This window comes from Pseudomonas sp. S3_B11 (assembly GCF_054667715.1).
This window is the reverse complement of record NZ_CP162749.1, coordinates 2,510,227-2,525,450: the sequence shown is the minus strand read 5'-3', so window position 1 is coordinate 2,525,450 and position 15,224 is coordinate 2,510,227. Positions and strand designations below refer to the sequence as shown.

The 15,224-nt window shown below is 61.3% G+C and carries 11 protein-coding genes and 2 tRNA genes; 11 read left to right on the top strand and 2 right to left on the bottom strand.

Annotation, left to right across the window (positions count from 1 at the left end; translation table 11 throughout):
* Nucleotides 1–63: 63 nt before the first annotated feature.
* The 8 genes from AB4O22_RS11580 (at nucleotide 64) to nudC (ending at nucleotide 12,517) form a co-directional block, all read left to right on the top strand.
* Nucleotides 64–735 (top strand): DUF3313 domain-containing protein, encoded by a 672-nt coding sequence (locus tag AB4O22_RS11580; RefSeq protein WP_003201727.1) that lies wholly within the window; start codon nucleotides 64–66, stop codon nucleotides 733–735.
* A 126-nt stretch (nucleotides 736–861) separates the two neighbouring features.
* The gene (tpx, locus tag AB4O22_RS11575; RefSeq protein WP_013693326.1) at nucleotides 862–1,362 is read left to right on the top strand and encodes a thiol peroxidase; all 501 of its coding nucleotides are present in this window, start codon (nucleotides 862–864) and stop codon (nucleotides 1,360–1,362) included.
* Nucleotides 1,363–1,539: 177 nt separating this feature from the next.
* Complete coding sequence (locus AB4O22_RS11570) at nucleotides 1,540–2,856, top strand: MdtA/MuxA family multidrug efflux RND transporter periplasmic adaptor subunit (protein ID WP_460096351.1); 1,317 nt, start codon at nucleotides 1,540–1,542, stop codon at nucleotides 2,854–2,856.
* A complete protein-coding gene (locus AB4O22_RS11565) occupies nucleotides 2,853–5,948 on the top strand; it encodes an MdtB/MuxB family multidrug efflux RND transporter permease subunit (RefSeq protein WP_460096350.1) in 3,096 nt (1,031 codons plus the stop codon). Before AB4O22_RS11570 ends, AB4O22_RS11565 begins: the two co-directional genes overlap by 4 nt.
* Before the next feature lie 112 nt (nucleotides 5,949–6,060).
* Nucleotides 6,061–9,165 carry an efflux RND transporter permease subunit gene (locus tag AB4O22_RS11560; protein ID WP_013693328.1) on the top strand — a complete coding sequence of 1,035 codons (3,105 nt, stop codon included), beginning with the start codon at nucleotides 6,061–6,063 and terminating at the stop codon, nucleotides 9,163–9,165.
* Nucleotides 9,162–10,652, top strand: coding sequence for an efflux transporter outer membrane subunit (locus AB4O22_RS11555; RefSeq protein WP_003201735.1), 1,491 nt, complete (start codon nucleotides 9,162–9,164; stop codon nucleotides 10,650–10,652). The genes AB4O22_RS11560 and AB4O22_RS11555 overlap by 4 nt, the downstream gene beginning before the upstream one ends.
* Before the next feature lie 215 nt (nucleotides 10,653–10,867).
* Complete coding sequence (locus tag AB4O22_RS11550; protein ID WP_460096349.1) at nucleotides 10,868–11,680, top strand: crotonase/enoyl-CoA hydratase family protein; 813 nt, start codon at nucleotides 10,868–10,870, stop codon at nucleotides 11,678–11,680.
* A 6-nt stretch (nucleotides 11,681–11,686) separates the two neighbouring features.
* Complete coding sequence (nudC, locus tag AB4O22_RS11545; RefSeq protein WP_013693330.1) at nucleotides 11,687–12,517, top strand: NAD(+) diphosphatase; 831 nt, start codon at nucleotides 11,687–11,689, stop codon at nucleotides 12,515–12,517.
* Here nudC and AB4O22_RS11540 read toward each other — a convergent pair.
* Nucleotides 12,485–13,264 (bottom strand): TSUP family transporter, encoded by a 780-nt coding sequence (locus tag AB4O22_RS11540; protein WP_013693331.1) that lies wholly within the window; start codon nucleotides 13,262–13,264, stop codon nucleotides 12,485–12,487. The genes nudC and AB4O22_RS11540 overlap by 33 nt on opposite strands.
* A gap of 397 nt (nucleotides 13,265–13,661) precedes the next feature.
* Here AB4O22_RS11540 and AB4O22_RS11535 point away from each other — a divergent pair.
* From AB4O22_RS11535 to AB4O22_RS11525, 3 genes are all read left to right on the top strand, one after another.
* Nucleotides 13,662–13,735: transfer RNA gene (locus AB4O22_RS11535), tRNA-Cys, on the top strand.
* A 194-nt stretch (nucleotides 13,736–13,929) separates the two neighbouring features.
* Nucleotides 13,930–14,016: transfer RNA gene (locus AB4O22_RS11530), tRNA-Leu, on the top strand.
* A 230-nt stretch (nucleotides 14,017–14,246) separates the two neighbouring features.
* On the top strand, nucleotides 14,247–14,714 hold the full coding sequence (locus AB4O22_RS11525; protein WP_032833317.1) for a hypothetical protein: 468 nt from the start codon (nucleotides 14,247–14,249) through the stop codon (nucleotides 14,712–14,714).
* Nucleotides 14,715–14,842: 128 nt separating this feature from the next.
* Here AB4O22_RS11525 and AB4O22_RS11520 read toward each other — a convergent pair whose 3' ends face one another.
* Nucleotides 14,843–15,205, bottom strand: a complete 363-nt coding sequence (locus AB4O22_RS11520; RefSeq protein WP_003201745.1) for an NUDIX hydrolase — start codon at nucleotides 15,203–15,205, stop codon at nucleotides 14,843–14,845.
* Between the last annotated feature and the right edge of the window lie 19 nt (nucleotides 15,206–15,224).

Here is a 15,224-nt window from a genome sequence, read left to right as displayed (position 1 = left end):
ACCTGTCCATTGGCTATACCTGTAGTTCCGGCCCCGCCTCGTGTGGCTTACAGGAGTGACAGCATGAAGTTTTCGTCGATGATCGGCACTGTTTGCATTGCCTCGCTCGCCTTGGCGGGTTGCTCCAGCAAAGTCACCCAGCCGGATGAGTACTCCGGGTTCCTGGGGGATTACAGCCGGCTCAAGGAAGAGAAGTCGCCGTCGGGGGCCGAGGTGATGCGTTGGGTCGATCCGAAGATCGACCCGGGCAAGTACACCAGTCTCTATATCGAGCCGACACAGCTTTACCCCAAGCCGCAGCCGACCGTGAAGATCCCCCAGGCCACGCTGTCCGGTATCACCGCTTATTACGATCAGGCCCTCAAGCGGGAAGCGGGAAAGTCCTTGCCCCTGGCGACAGCTCCTGGGCCGGGTGTATTGGTGATGCGGGCGGCCATCACGGCTGTCGGCAGCAAGACCGAAGGCTTGAAACCTTATGAGGTGATCCCGATTGCGCTGGTGGCGGCCGCTGTCAGCACGGCCAGCGGCATTCGCGACCAGGAAACCACCCTGGGCACCGAAGCGGTTTTTCTCGATGGTGGCAACAACGCGGTGGTCGCCCAGGTGGTGCGCAAAGGCACGGGCAAGCCGTTGTCCAACGAGTCCCAGGTGATGAAGCCCGATGACGTCAAAGGGGTCATCGATGGCTGGGCGTCGGATTTGCATCAGTCGTTTCTGAAATTCAAGGCTAAATAACCACCGCCGTTACCTCACGCGCCGGCGTCCAAACCACGACTTTTTATGTCCAACCATAGGTCGCGCAAGCATTTCGTGGTTAACTCCGGCCTCACCATTTTCAAACCTGTCAGAAGGAATCCGTTCATGGCTCAAGTCACCCTCAAAGGCAACCCGGTCCAAGTCAACGGCCAGTTGCCACAAGCCGGTTCCAAGGCGCCAGCCTTTTCCCTGGTTGCCGGCAATCTGTCGGACGTTTCCCTGAAGGACTTCGCCGGCAAGCGCAAAGTGCTGAACATTTTCCCAAGTGTCGACACGCCGACCTGCGCCACCTCCGTGCGCAAGTTCAATGCCCAGGCCAACGGCCTGACCAACACTGTGGTGCTGTGCATCTCCGCCGACCTGCCGTTTGCCCAGGCGCGTTTCTGCGGTGCCGAAGGCCTGGAAAACGTCCAGAACCTGTCGACCCTGCGCGGTGCCGAGTTCATCCAGGACTACGGCGTGGCAATCGCTGATGGCCCGCTCAAAGGCCTGACCGCCCGTGCCGTGGTGGTGCTGGACGAAAACGACACCGTGCTGCACAGCGAGCTGGTCAAGGAAATCGGTGAAGAGCCAAACTACGACGCTGCGTTGGCCGTTCTGAAATAAGGTATTTATTACAATTGTTAACGGCCTGGCCCTGTCCAGGCCGTTTTCTTTTGTGCTTCAAGGCGTTAGCCGACTATGTGCCAGGTAAGCCCAACGTAAATTGCCGGTAAAGGCGCTTTGCTAAACACCCGCCAGTGCTTATCGTTCAGCCTCCCGTAAAAGAAGTCCACGCGCCCAATGGTTGATCACTCCATGCAATCCTCTGTTTCCCGCAATTCCCGTCGCTGGCTGTTCGGCCTGTTCATCGTATTGGTCGTCGCGGCGCTGGCCTGGAAGTTCTGGCCCAGTGGTTCGGCACAGAAGCCTGGGGCAGGGGATAAAGCCGCGGCGGGGCATGTGGGGCGCTCGGGTGGCATGCGGCCAGGGTTTGGTGGGACGACGGGGCCGATTCCGGTGCGGGTGGCGCCGGCGGTGACCGGGGATTTCCCGCTGTACTACAAGGCGCTGGGCACGGTCACGGCCCTCAATACCATCAACGTGCGCAGCCGCGTGGGTGGCGAACTGGTCAAGATCGCTTTCGAAGAAGGGCAGATGGTCAAGGCCGGGGACCTGCTGGCCGAGATCGACCCGCGCCCGTACCAGAACGCCTTGCTCCAGGCCGAAGGCACGCTGTTGCAGAACCAGGCCCAGTTGAAAAATGCCCAGGTAGACTTTGAGCGGTATCGCGGCCTGTACGCTGAAGACAGTATTGCCAAGCAGACCCTCGACACCGCCGCGGCGCTGGTGGGCCAGTACCAGGGCACGGTCAAGACCAACCAGGCGGCGGTCAACGACGCCAAGCTCAACCTCGAATTCACCAAGATCCGCGCGCCCATCTCCGGGCGGGTCGGCTTGCGGCAACTGGATATCGGCAACCTGGTGGCGGCCAACGACACCACGGCCCTGGCAGTCATCACCCAGACCCAACCCATCAGCGTCGTGTTCACCTTGCCGGAAAACAACCTCGACACGGTGCTCGCCCGTTATCGCAGCGGGGCGAAACTGCCCGTCGAAGCCTGGGACCGGGGCGATGTGAAGCTGCAGGCCAGCGGCGTGCTGCAAAGCCTGGACAACCAGATCGATGTCACCACCGGCACCTTGAAGTTCAAGGCCCGCTACGAGAACCGCGACCAGTCGCTGTTCCCCAACCAGTTCGTCAATGTCCGCCTGCTGGCCGACACCCTCAAAGGCGTGACCCTGGCACCGACGGCGGCCATTCAGTTCGGCACCAATGGCACCTTCGTCTATGCCCTGGATGGCGACAAGAAGGTCACCATCAAAAAGCTGAAGATCGGCGCCAGCGACGGTGCGAACACCGTGGTCACCGAAGGCCTGGTCGCCGGTGACCGGGTGGTGCTCGAAGGCACCGATCGCTTGAAGGAAGGCAGTGAAGTGGAAGTGGTCAGCGACAGCCAGGAAGTGCCCACCACGCCGACCGAGCACCTGCAGGGCAAGTCCGCAGCGGTGCCCGCTGAGCCGGTTGCGGCCGACAAGGCGAAAAAGGGCGGCGCATGAATCTCTCGCGGCTGTTCATCCTTCGCCCGGTCGCCACCACCCTGAGCATGCTGGCGATCATCCTGGCCGGCCTGATCGCCTATCGGCTGCTGCCGGTGTCGGCATTGCCCCAGGTCGATTACCCGACCATCCGTGTGATGACCTTGTACCCGGGCGCCAGTCCCGATGTGATGACCAGCGCGGTGACCGCGCCCCTGGAGCGCCAGTTCGGACAGATGCCGGGCCTGACGCAAATGGCCTCCACCAGTTCCGGTGGTGCATCGGTGATTACCCTGCGCTTCAACCTCGACATCAACATGGACGTCGCCGAGCAGCAGGTGCAGGCCGCGATCAATGCGGCTACCAACCTGCTGCCCAAGGACCTGCCGGCGCCGCCGGTGTACAACAAGGTCAACCCGGCCGACACCCCGGTGCTGACGCTGGCTATCACCTCCAAGACCATGCTGCTGCCCAAGCTCAATGACTTGGTGGACACCCGCATGGCGCAGAAAATCGCCCAGATCAGCGGCGTCGGCATGGTCACCATCGCCGGTGGCCAGCGCCAGGCCGTACGAATCAAGGTCAATCCCGAGGCCCTGGCGGCCAACGGCCTGAACCTGGCGGATGTGCGCACATTGATCGGCGCCTCCAACGTCAACCAGCCCAAGGGCAACTTCGACGGCCCGACCCGGGTCTCGATGCTCGACGCCAACGACCAGTTGACCTCGCCCAAGGATTACGCCGAACTGATCCTGGCCTACGCCAACGGTGCGCCGTTGCGGCTCAAGGACGTCGCGCAGATCGTCGATGGCGCCGAAAACGAACGCCTTGCCGCCTGGGCCAACGAAAACCAGGCCGTGCTGCTGAACATCCAGCGTCAGCCGGGGGCCAACGTCATCGAAGTGGTGGACCGGATCAAGGCCCTGCTGCCGAGCATCACCGACAACCTGCCGGCCGGCCTGGATGTCACCGTGCTGACCGACCGCACCCAGACCATCCGCGCATCGGTCACCGACGTGCAGCATGAGTTGCTGATCGCCATCGTGCTGGTGGTCATGGTGACCTTCCTGTTCCTGCGTCGCGTCAGTGCCACGATCATTCCGTCGGTGGCTGTGCCGTTGTCGCTGATCGGCACCTTCGGCGTGATGTACCTGGCCGGTTTTTCCATCAACAACCTGACCCTGATGGCCCTGACGATTGCCACCGGTTTCGTGGTGGACGATGCCATCGTCATGCTGGAGAACATCGCTCGCTTCATCGAGGAGGGCGACAGCCCGCTGCAGGCAGCACTCAAGGGCGCGAAGCAGATCGGCTTCACGCTGATTTCCCTGACGCTGTCGCTGATCGCCGTGCTGATCCCGCTGCTGTTCATGGCCGATGTCGTGGGACGGCTGTTTCGCGAGTTCGCCATCACCCTGGCGGTGGCGATCCTGATTTCCCTGGTGGTGTCCCTGACCCTGACGCCGATGATGTGCGCCCGCTTGCTCAAGCGTGAGCCCAAGGAAGCAGAGCAGGGCCGTTTCTACCGAGCCAGCGGCGCCTGGATCGACTGGTTGATCGCCGCCTACGGACGCAAGTTGCAATGGGTGCTCAAGCACCAACCGCTGACCCTGCTGGTGGCGGTGGGCACCCTGGTGTTGACGGGGGTGCTGTACCTGGCCGTGCCCAAGGGGTTCTTTCCGGTGCAGGACACCGGGGTGATCCAGGGCATTTCCGAGGCGCCGCAATCGATCTCCTTTGCCGCCATGAGCGAGCGCCAGCAGCAATTGGCGAAAGTGATCCTGGCGGACCCGGCGGTGGAGAGCCTGTCGTCCTACATCGGCGTGGACGGCGACAACGCCACGCTCAACAGCGGGCGCCTGCTGATCAACCTCAAGCCCCACAGCGAACGGGATGACAGCGCCACCGAGATCATTGCCCGCCTGCAGCCGCAACTGGATCGGCTGGTGGGCATTCGCCTGTTCATGCAGCCGGTGCAGGACCTGACCATCGAAGACCGGGTCAGCCGGACCCAATACCAGTTCAGCCTGTCGTCGCCGGACGCCGAATTGCTCAGCCTCTGGAGCGGGCGGCTGGTCGAAGCCCTGGCCCAACAGGCGGAGTTGACCGATGTGGCCAGCGACCTGCAGGACAAGGGTTTGCAAGTCTACCTGGTGATCGACCGCGACGCAGCCTCTCGCCTGGGCGTCTCGGTGTCGAACATCACCGATGCGCTCTATGACGCCTTCGGCCAGCGGCAGATTTCCACTATCTACACCCAGGCCAGCCAGTACCGCGTAGTGTTGCAGGCCCAGGCCGGGGAGCGGATCGGGCCGCAGGCGCTGGACCAGATTCACGTCAAGACCACCGACGGCGGGCAGGTGCGGCTGTCGAGCCTGGCCCGGGTCGAAGAACGCCAGGCGCAACTGGCGATTGCCCACATTGGCCAGTTCCCGGCGGTGATGATGTCGTTCAACCTGGCACCGGGCGTGGCCCTGGGGCATGCGGTGGACGTAATCGAAAAGGTCCAGCGGGACATCGGCATGCCGGTGGGCGTGCAGACCGAGTTCCAGGGCGCGGCCCAGGCATTCCAGGCCTCGCTGTCGAGTACCTTGCTGCTGATCCTGGCGGCGGTGGTGACCATGTACATCGTCCTGGGCGTGCTGTACGAAAGCTACATCCACCCGATCACCATTCTTTCCACCTTGCCCTCGGCGGCCATCGGCGCCTTGCTGGCCTTGATTCTCAGCGGCAATGACCTGGGCATGATCGCGATCATCGGCATCATCCTGCTGATCGGCATCGTCAAGAAAAACGCGATCATGATGATCGACTTCGCCCTCGACGCCGAACGCAACCGGGGCGTCGACCCGCAGACGGCGATCTATCAGGCTGCATTACTGCGCTTCCGTCCGATCCTGATGACCACCCTGGCGGCCTTGTTCGGTGCAATACCGCTGATGTTCGCCACCGGTTCCGGCGCCGAACTGCGCCAGCCTCTGGGGTTGGTGATGGTCGGTGGGTTGTTGGTGAGCCAGGTGCTGACGTTGTTCACTACCCCGGTGATCTACCTGTATTTCGATCGACTGGGGCGCCGGTTTGCCAGGCCCGATGGGAAAGAGGTGCAGGTATGACGGCGACGCCCGAAATCCTGGGGCATTTGTGGCGAGGGAGCTTGCTCCCACATAGCGGGAGCAAGCTCCCTCGCCACAACAGCCTGCTCATTGAAGCCTGGAGCGGCTGCTGATGAACCTGTCCGGTCCATTCATCAAGCGTCCGGTCGCGACCATGCTCCTGAGCTTCGCCATCATGCTGCTCGGTGGTGTGAGCTTCGGCCTGCTGCCGGTTTCGCCGCTGCCGCAAATGGATTTCCCGGTGATCGTGGTCCAGGCCAACCTGCCAGGGGCCAGCCCCGAGGTGATGGCTTCAACGGTGGCTACGCCCCTGGAGCGTTCCTTCGGCGCCATCGCCGGGGTCAACACCATGAGCAGCCGTTCCAGCCAGGGTTCTACCCGCGTCATCCTGCAATTCGACCTGGACCGTGACATCAACGGTGCCGCCCGGGAAGTGCAGGCGGCCATCAATGCGTCGCGCAACCTGTTGCCCAGCGGCATGCGCAGCATGCCGACCTATAAGAAGGTCAACCCGTCCCAGGCGCCGATCATGGTGCTGTCGCTGACCTCGGATGTGTTGAAAAAGGGCCAGCTCTACGACCTGGCCTCGACCATCCTGTCCCAGAGCCTGTCCCAGGTCTCGGGCGTCGGCGAGGTACAGATCGGCGGCAGCTCGTTGCCGGCGGTGCGCATCGAACTGGAGCCGCATCTGCTCAACCAGTACGGCGTGGCCCTCGATGACGTGCGCACCGCTGTTGCCGATAGCAACGTGCGCCGGCCCAAGGGGTCGGTGGAGGACGATCAGCGCATGTGGCAGGTCCAGGCCAACGATCAACTGGAGAAGGCCAAGGACTACGAAACGCTGATCATCCGTTACCAGGATGGCTCGGTACTGCGGCTCAAGGACGTGGCGAAAGTCACCGACAGCGTCGAGGATCGCTACAACAGCGGTTTCTTCAACAACGATGCCGCCGTGTTGCTGGTGATCAACCGCCAGGCCGGGGCCAACATCATCGAGACGGTCAACGAGATCAAGGCGCAACTGCCGGCGTTGCAGGCCGTGCTGCCGGCCAGCGTCAAGCTGAACCTGGCCATGGACCGCTCGCCGGTGATCAAGGCCACTCTGCATGAAGCGGAAATGACCTTGCTGATCGCCGTGGCCCTGGTGGTGCTGGTGGTGTTCCTGTTCCTCGGCAACTTCCGCGCCTCGCTGATCCCGACCCTGGCGGTGCCGGTGTCGCTGGTGGGCACGTTCGCGGTGATGTACCTGTACGGTTTCTCCCTGAACAACCTGTCGTTGATGGCGTTGATCCTGGCGACCGGGTTGGTGGTGGACGATGCCATCGTGGTGCTGGAGAACATCTCCCGGCATATCGACGAAGGCGTGCCGCCGATGAAGGCCGCGTACCGGGGAGCCGAGGAGGTGGGTTTCACCTTGCTGTCGATGAACGTCTCGCTGGTGGCGGTGTTCCTGTCGATCCTGTTCATGGGCGGCATCATCGAGAGCCTGTTTCGCGAATTTTCCATCACGCTGGCGGCGTCCATCGTCGTTTCGCTGGTGGTCTCGCTGACCCTCACGCCGATGCTCTGCGCCCGTTGGCTCAAGCCTCACGTGCCGGGGCAGGAAAACCGCTTGCAGCGCTGGAGCCAGCGGCTCAATGAGCGCATGGTCCGTGGTTACGCCATCAGCCTGGACTGGGTGCTGCACCATCGGCGCCTGACCTTGTTGAGCCTGCTGGTGACCATCGGCGTGAACGTCGCGTTGTACGTGGTGGTGCCGAAAACCTTCATGCCGCAGCAGGACACCGGCCAGTTGATCGGTTTCGTGCGTGGCGACGACGGGCTGTCGTTCAACGTGATGCAGCCGAAGATGGAGATCTTCCGCCGCGCCGTGCTCAAGGACGAGGCGGTGCAAAGCGTCGCCGGTTTCATCGGTGGTAACAACGGCACCAACAACGCCTTCATGCTGGTGCGCCTCAAGCCGATCAAGGAGCGTAATATTTCTGCACAAAAGGTCATCGAGCGCCTTCGTAAAGAAATGCCCAAGGTTCCCGGCGCTCAGTTGATGTTGATGGCCGACCAGGACCTGCAGTTCGGTGGCGGTCGCGAGCAGACCACCTCGCAGTATTCCTACATCCTGCAAAGCGCCGACCTGGCGTCGCTGCGCGCGTGGTATCCCAAGGTCGTGGCGGCCTTCCGGGCCTTGCCGGAACTCACCGCCATCGATGCCCGTGACGGTGGTGGGGCGCAGCAGGTGACGCTGGTGGTGGACCGCGACCAGGCCAAGCGCCTGGGCATCGACATGGACATGGTCACCGCGGTGCTCAACAACGCCTACAGCCAGCGGCAGATCTCGACCATCTACGACAGCCTCAACCAGTATCAGGTGGTGATGGAGGTCAATCCCAAGTACGCCCAGGACCCGAGCACCCTCGAGCAGGTCCAGGTGATCACCGCCGATGGCGCGCGCGTACCGCTGTCGGCCATTGCCCACTACGAGAATAGCCTGGAGGACGACCGGGTCAGCCATGAAGGCCAGTTCGCGTCCGAGGGCATTTCCTTCGACATGGCCGAAGGTGTCACGGTGGAGCAGGGCACCGCGGCCATCGAGCGGGCACTTGCCAAGCTTGGATTGCCCGAGGATGTCATTGCGAAAATGGCCGGCACCGCCGATGCGTTCGCCGCCACCCAGAAGAGCCAGCCGTTCATGATCCTCGGGGCGTTGCTGGCGGTGTACCTGGTGTTGGGTGTGCTCTATGAAAGCTACATCCATCCGCTGACCATCCTGTCTACGTTGCCATCGGCCGGGGTCGGCGCATTGCTGTCGATCTACGCGCTGGGTGGCGAGTTCAGCCTGATCTCACTGTTGGGGCTGTTCCTGCTGATCGGCGTGGTGAAGAAAAACGCCATCCTGATGATCGATCTGGCGCTGCAACTGGAACGTGCCGGGCAGACGCCGCTGGAGTCGATCCGCAGCGCTTGCCTGCTGCGGTTGCGGCCAATCCTGATGACCACGCTGGCGGCGATCCTTGGCGCCTTGCCGTTGCTGCTCGGTGCTGCCGAGGGCTCGGAAATGCGCCGGCCATTGGGCCTGACCATCATCGGTGGGTTGGTGTTCAGCCAGGTACTGACGCTCTACACCACCCCGGTGGTTTACCTATATCTCGACAAACTGCGCCATCGCTTCAATCGCTGGCGCGGCGTGCGCACTGATGCTGCCCTGGAAACTCCGCTATGACCGATCGTTCGCCTTTCAATCTTGTCGCAACACTGGCGACTGCCCGTGGCTCGCGGGTGCTGAGCCTGGTGCTGTGCGTGGCGATGCTCAGTGCCTGCGCCGTCGGCCCGGATTATCAACGTCCCCAGGCTGCCGCCCCGGTGCAATACAAGGAGGCCCAGGGCTGGCGCCAGGCCAATCCCAGCGATGCGATGGCCAGGGGCGCCTGGTGGGAGCTGTACGGCGATGCGCAACTCAATGGCCTGGTGAACCAGCTCAATGCGTCCAACCAGACCGTGGCCCAGGCCGACGCCCAGTACCGGCAGGCCCGGGCACTGGTGCGCAATGCCCGTGGCGCATTTTTCCCTACCGTGGACCTGACCGTTGGCAAGACCCGCTCCAGCCAGGGCACCGGTAGCAGCAGTTCGAGCCTGAGCAGTTCGTCCAGCGGCATTCGCGATACCTATAACGCCCAGGCCGGCGTCAGTTGGGAGGCGGACGTGTGGGGCAAGTTGCGCCGCACCCTGGAAGCCGACGAGGCGAGCGCGCAAGCCAGTTTTGCCGACCTGGCGGCGATGCGTCTGAGCCAGCAATCGGAACTGGTGCAGAATTACTTGCAGTTGCGGGTGATCGATGAACAGAAGCGCTTGTTGCAGACCACCGTCGACAACTATCAGCGCTCCCTGAAAATGACAGAAAACCAGTACCGCGCCGGGGTGTCCGGCAAGGACGCGGTGGCCCAGGCGCAAACCCAGCTCAAGACCACCCAGGGCGACCTGATCGACCTGATCTGGCAACGGGCCCAGTTTGAAAACGCCATCGCCGTGCTGATCGGCCTGCCGCCCGCCGAATTCAACCTGGCCGAGACCCAGGACATCCCGTCATTGCCGCAAATTCCGGTGGCGCTGCCTTCGCAGTTACTCGAGCGCCGGCCGGATATCGCCTCGGCAGAACGCTCGGTGATGGCCGCCAACGCCAACATCGGGGTCGCCAAGGCCGCGTATTACCCGGACCTGACCCTGAGCCTCAGTGGCGGCTACAGCAGCAGCACCTACGACAACTGGGTGAGCGTGCCGAACCGCTTCTGGTCGGTAGGGCCACAACTGGCGATGACGCTGTTCGATGGCGGCCAGCGTTCGGCAGAGGTCGACCGTACCGTCGCGGCGTATGACCAGACCGTCGCCACCTATCGCCAGACCGTGCTCGACGGCTTGCGCGAGGTGGAAAACTACATGATCCAGCTCAAGGTGCTGGAAGACGAAGCCCGCGTGCGCCAGGAGGCTCTGGACGCCGCCCGGGAATCCCTGCGCCTGACGCAGAACCAGTACAAGGCCGGGTTGATTGCCTACCTCGATGTGGTGACCGTCCAGGCCACGGCCTTGAGCAATGAACGCAGTGTGCTGAGCTTGCAGCAGAGCCGCCTGATCGCCAGCGTTCAATTGATTGCCGCATTGGGCGGGGGGTGGGACGGGCAGCTGCAGGCTAGCGAACAGGCTGCCGAGAACTGATACCCACCACTGTCCCTGTGGGAGCGAGCTTGCTCGCGAAAGCGGTGTTTCGGCTTGCAGAAATGTTGACTGAACTACCGCCATCGCGAGCAAGCTCGCTCCCACAACGACTTGCGGTGAGGTCAGTCCCGCTTTTGGCCGATGCACTGCCTACGTCCTGTCGCGATGGCTTGTTATAGTTCAAGCCTCTTTTCAGCCGGTAAAGGATCACTGCCATGTCGCAATACCAAGCGTTCAACGTCGAACTTGCAGACAACATTGCCCATGTGCAGATCAATCGCCCGGAAAAGATCAACTCGATGAACGCTGCGTTCTGGAGCGAGATCATCGAGATCTTCCAATGGATCGACGACACCGATGCCGCACGGGTGGTGGTGCTGAGCGGCGCCGGCAAGCATTTCTCCTCGGGGATAGACCTGATGATACTGGCGGGCGTGGCCAACGAGTTGGGCAAGGACGTAGGGCGCAATGCACGCCTGCTGCGGCGCAAGATCCTGCAACTGCAAGCCTCGTTCAACGCCGTGGACAACTGCCGCAAACCCGTGCTCGCGGCTATCCAGGGCTATTGCCTGGGCGGGGCCATCGACCTGATTGCCGCCTGCGACATGCGTTACGCGGCCGAGGACGCCCAGTTCTCCATCAAGGAGATCGATATCGGCATGGCCGCCGATGTTGGCACATTGCAACGCTTGCCCCGGATCATCGGGGACGGCATGCTGCGTGAACTCGCTTATACGGGGCGCACTTTTGGTGCCGACGAAGCGCGCAGCATCGGCCTGGTCAATCGTGTCTACAGTGACACCGCCAGCCTGCTCGACGGCGTGATGGGCATCGCCCGGGAAATCGCCGCCAAGTCGCCGATTGCCGTGACCGGCACCAAGGAAATGATCAGCTACATGCGCGACCACCGCATCGACGACGGTTTGGAATACGTCGCCACCTGGAACGCCGCCATGTTGCAATCGACCGACCTGCGCGTGGCCATGGCCGCCCATATGAGCAAACAGAAACCTGAATTTCAGGATTGATTGACCATGATTTCACGCTGGACCACCGCAGTACTCGATACCGCTCTTGCTGGCGGCTGGGCCGTCGCCCGCAGCCCTGAGGGCTTTCTGTTCGATGACAACGGCGCGCTGTTTCCCCGCGAATGGCTCAAGCGCCAAGACCTGTCGATCCTCGCCGAGCATGGCATCGGTCACCTGGATGGCGAGCCCGTCTACCTGCTGGAATTGCACAGCCTGCTGGACATCCCTGGCTGCAACTGGAAAGGCCTGCGGGCGTTCATGCTCGAGGATGACCACACGCTGTACAAAGTGTTGGGCTATGCCGCGCAGATCGGCACCTGGGCCCGCGAGCATCGTTTCTGTGGCAGTTGCGGCAAGCGCATGGGCCAGATTCCGTTGGAACGGGCCATGTATTGCGATGCCTGTGAGCTGCGGCACTATCCGCGGATTTCTCCGAGCATGATCGTGTTGATCACTCGCGGCGATGAAGTCCTGCTGGCCCGTTCGCCGCGTTTCGTCCCGGGCGTCTACAGCACCCTGGCGGGGTTTGCCGAGCCTGGCGAGTCGGCCGAGGATTGCCTGGTGCGCGAGGTTCGCGAGGAAGTCAGCATCGAGGTGAAGAACATCCAGTACATGGGCAGCCAGTGCTGGCCGTTCCCCCATTCGATGATGCTCGGTTTCCACGCTGAATATGCCGGTGGCGACATCGTGCCCCAGGAAGATGAAATCGAGGACGCGCAGTGGTTCAACGTCCATGACCTGCCACCGTTGCCGGCTTCGCGCTCCATCGCCCGCTACCTGATCGACCTGTATGTGGCGCGGCGCCTAGGCCACGCTGAACCAGTGCTGCCAGGCTAGGCGCACGGTCAAGCCCAGCACCACGGTGATGAACACCGGTCGGATGAACTTCGCGCCGCCGCTGATGGCGGTGCGAGCGCCGAAGAACGCGCCGATCATCACCGACACGCCCATGCTCAGGCCGATGACCCAGTCCACTTGCCCGGAAAAGATGAACACCGACAGCGCCGCGATGTTGCTGACGAAGTTCATGCTACGGGCCACGCCGCTGGCCTTGACCAGGTCGATGGGGTAGAGCAGCAGGCTGCTCACAGTCCAGAACGCCCCCGTACCCGGCCCGGCCACGCCATCATAGAAGCCCAGGCTGAAGCCTTGGGGCGACTGCCATGTCTTCTTGATCGGTGCGTTGCTGTCCAGCGGTGCCTTGGGCGTGCCGCCGAACAACAGGTACAGGCCACAGGCGAAGACGATCACCGGCAGCATCTTGTTCAGCCACTCGGCGGGCAAGTAATGGGCGACGATGGCGCCGGTCAGGGCCCCGACCAGGGTGCCGACGAGGGCATGAGTCCACTGCCTTGGGTGGAACAGCTTGCGCTTGTAGAAGGTGAAGCTGGCCGTCGCCGAGCCGAAGGTCGAGCTGAGTTTGTTGGTCCCCAGGACCAGATGAGGCGGCAAGCCTGCCGTCAGCAGGGCTGGCGTGGTCAGCAACCCACCGCCACCGGCAATGGCATCGATGAAACCGGCAATGAACGCGACAACAGCAAGGATAGCGAGGGTAGTGAGGTCAACGCTGAGTTCAAAAGGCATGGAATAGGCTTATTTAGCAGGTCGCAGAAGGGCTGCGGGGAGGGCCGGTATGTTACCCATAATGGTGCAGGGCTGCGACAGCCGGTTGGGGCGTTGCACTGTAAGATCCCACAACCCCGCAAATCGCCCGTGGCGTGGGAGCATGCTCTCGCTGGGCTGCGCAGCAGTCCCAAAAGGCTTCCTGATATCTGCCTGGCACACCGAGACCGCTGGACAATTTTTTTTTGAAATCAAGGGGTTGTCAGCCTGGGCAAATGAGTACATAATTGCGCCCATCGAACGCACTGGGACGTAAAAAATCTCAATGTTTTCAAGGAGATAACGGCGCCTAGATGCCCTGTATCCTGATCAGGTTTGTACCGCGGTTGATGTGGCAGCATTGCATCAAACGTTCTGAGGCCGAATAGCAAAATGGTTATGCAGTGGATTGCAAATCCACCTACGCCGGTTCGATTCCGACTTCGGCCTCCACTTTTAAAAAGCTCTGTAGATCTATGATTTACAGAGCTTTTTTATTTTCGAAGCATTGAAAGCTTTTGTATTGAAAAGGACATGAGCTACCTTGCTTCGCAGGGGAGGGATGTATATATTCCCCCCTCTTGCTGCACCAGCCAGAACATCGGCCACTGGATTTTGCCGACGTTCCCATGGCTAACCGCGCTACCGCCCGAATGGCGAAACTGGTAGACGCATGGGACTTAAAATCCCCCGCTCGTAAGGGCGTGCCGGTTCGATTCCGGCTTCGGGCACCATCTAAAATCAAGGGTTTGCGAGCGAAAGCTAATGCAAACCCTTGTTCGTTTCCGCTTCTGAAAACTGCTGCGGAAACGGAGCCCAAGCCTGCGGGTATTTTCAAGCGCAAGCCTCTACACTCGGCGTTGAGATTAGCAAGGTGAGTGGCTGGTGGTTACGTCCTCCAGCCCTTGCCCAGTACGCTAATCCTTTGACCATGGAGAGGTAACGAGTGAAAACGATCGCAACGATGAGTCTGTTGGCCTTGATGAGCAGCAGCGCTGTATGCGCTGGGGAGACAACCTCCGTTGATGGGAAAACGCTAGCCGTGAACTTTGGCGAGCCGACCGTCAAGCAGGTTCTGCACTATCGGAAAATGTACGATAAGAAGCCCTTTCCCGACGCGGAAATTTATTACTACAGCAACGGTTTGTACAAAATCATCTCTCAGGGAGAAAATCATTACGGTGTCTACGTCTTGCAGGGCCAGCACACCGACGAGACATACACTGTGAAGTTCATCTCCCTGCCTTCCCCTGACTGGGGCAATAAAACGGCGTATCACCAGCTCACCTTTATTCGAGGTGATGCACAAAACGTATTTATCCAGAACGCAATTGTCGACACCGGCGAGGCGATAGCCCAGCAGAACGGGACCTATACGCAGGAAGAAAATACCGTGGTCAACCCGATCAGTACCGCCTGGCAGAAAAAGTGAGCCCGTTGCCCTCAGCGGCTTGATGGCAGATTTCTGGCAATTTTTTGATCATTTAGTTTTTATAAAACAATAGGTTGCATGATATTTCTCATGCAACCTATCCGGTATTGGTCGTCAGTACCGGTGCCTCACAACCGTCGCCGAAACGCCTCGAGAATGTCCCGCGTCCCCTTTTTCATTTGCAACTGGGCAATAGCGTCCAGCGGATGCCAGAGGCAATCGCTGATTTCATTCTGTGGCTTGGCCGCCGTCGAGTCGCTGACTGATGCTTCGAACACATGATGTTCGGTCTGCCCGTCACTGATTCGCATCAAGTAGAGCAGATTCTCGACGTCCAGGCCGGTTTCCTCTGCCAATTCCCGAATGGCTGCGCCGGCATGGGTTTCGCCGCGCTCGACGGTACCGCCCGGCAACGCCCAGCGGCTATTGGCTTTGCGAACCAGGAGGATGTGGCGATTTTCCTCGCAGATGACGGTCGCTCGAATTTTCATGGCCGTGCTCGATCTGTGA

Excerpts from the sequence above, each read along its gene's own strand:
- AB4O22_RS11580 (WP_003201727.1), top strand. The coding sequence starts at position 64 with ATGAAGTTTTCGTCGATGATCGGCACTGTTTGCATTGCCTCGCTCGCC.
- tpx (WP_013693326.1), top strand. The coding sequence starts at position 862 with ATGGCTCAAGTCACCCTCAAAGGCAACCCGGTCCAAGTCAACGGCCAG.
- AB4O22_RS11570 (WP_460096351.1), top strand. The coding sequence starts at position 1,540 with ATGGTTGATCACTCCATGCAATCCTCTGTTTCCCGCAATTCCCGTCGC.
- AB4O22_RS11565 (WP_460096350.1), top strand. The coding sequence starts at position 2,853 with ATGAATCTCTCGCGGCTGTTCATCCTTCGCCCGGTCGCCACCACCCTG.
- AB4O22_RS11560 (WP_013693328.1), top strand. The coding sequence starts at position 6,061 with ATGAACCTGTCCGGTCCATTCATCAAGCGTCCGGTCGCGACCATGCTC.
- AB4O22_RS11555 (WP_003201735.1), top strand. The coding sequence starts at position 9,162 with ATGACCGATCGTTCGCCTTTCAATCTTGTCGCAACACTGGCGACTGCC.
- AB4O22_RS11550 (WP_460096349.1), top strand. The coding sequence starts at position 10,868 with ATGTCGCAATACCAAGCGTTCAACGTCGAACTTGCAGACAACATTGCC.
- nudC (WP_013693330.1), top strand. The coding sequence starts at position 11,687 with ATGATTTCACGCTGGACCACCGCAGTACTCGATACCGCTCTTGCTGGC.
- AB4O22_RS11540 (WP_013693331.1), bottom strand. The coding sequence starts at position 13,264 with ATGCCTTTTGAACTCAGCGTTGACCTCACTACCCTCGCTATCCTTGCT.
- AB4O22_RS11525 (WP_032833317.1), top strand. The coding sequence starts at position 14,247 with ATGAGTCTGTTGGCCTTGATGAGCAGCAGCGCTGTATGCGCTGGGGAG.
- AB4O22_RS11520 (WP_003201745.1), bottom strand. The coding sequence starts at position 15,205 with ATGAAAATTCGAGCGACCGTCATCTGCGAGGAAAATCGCCACATCCTC.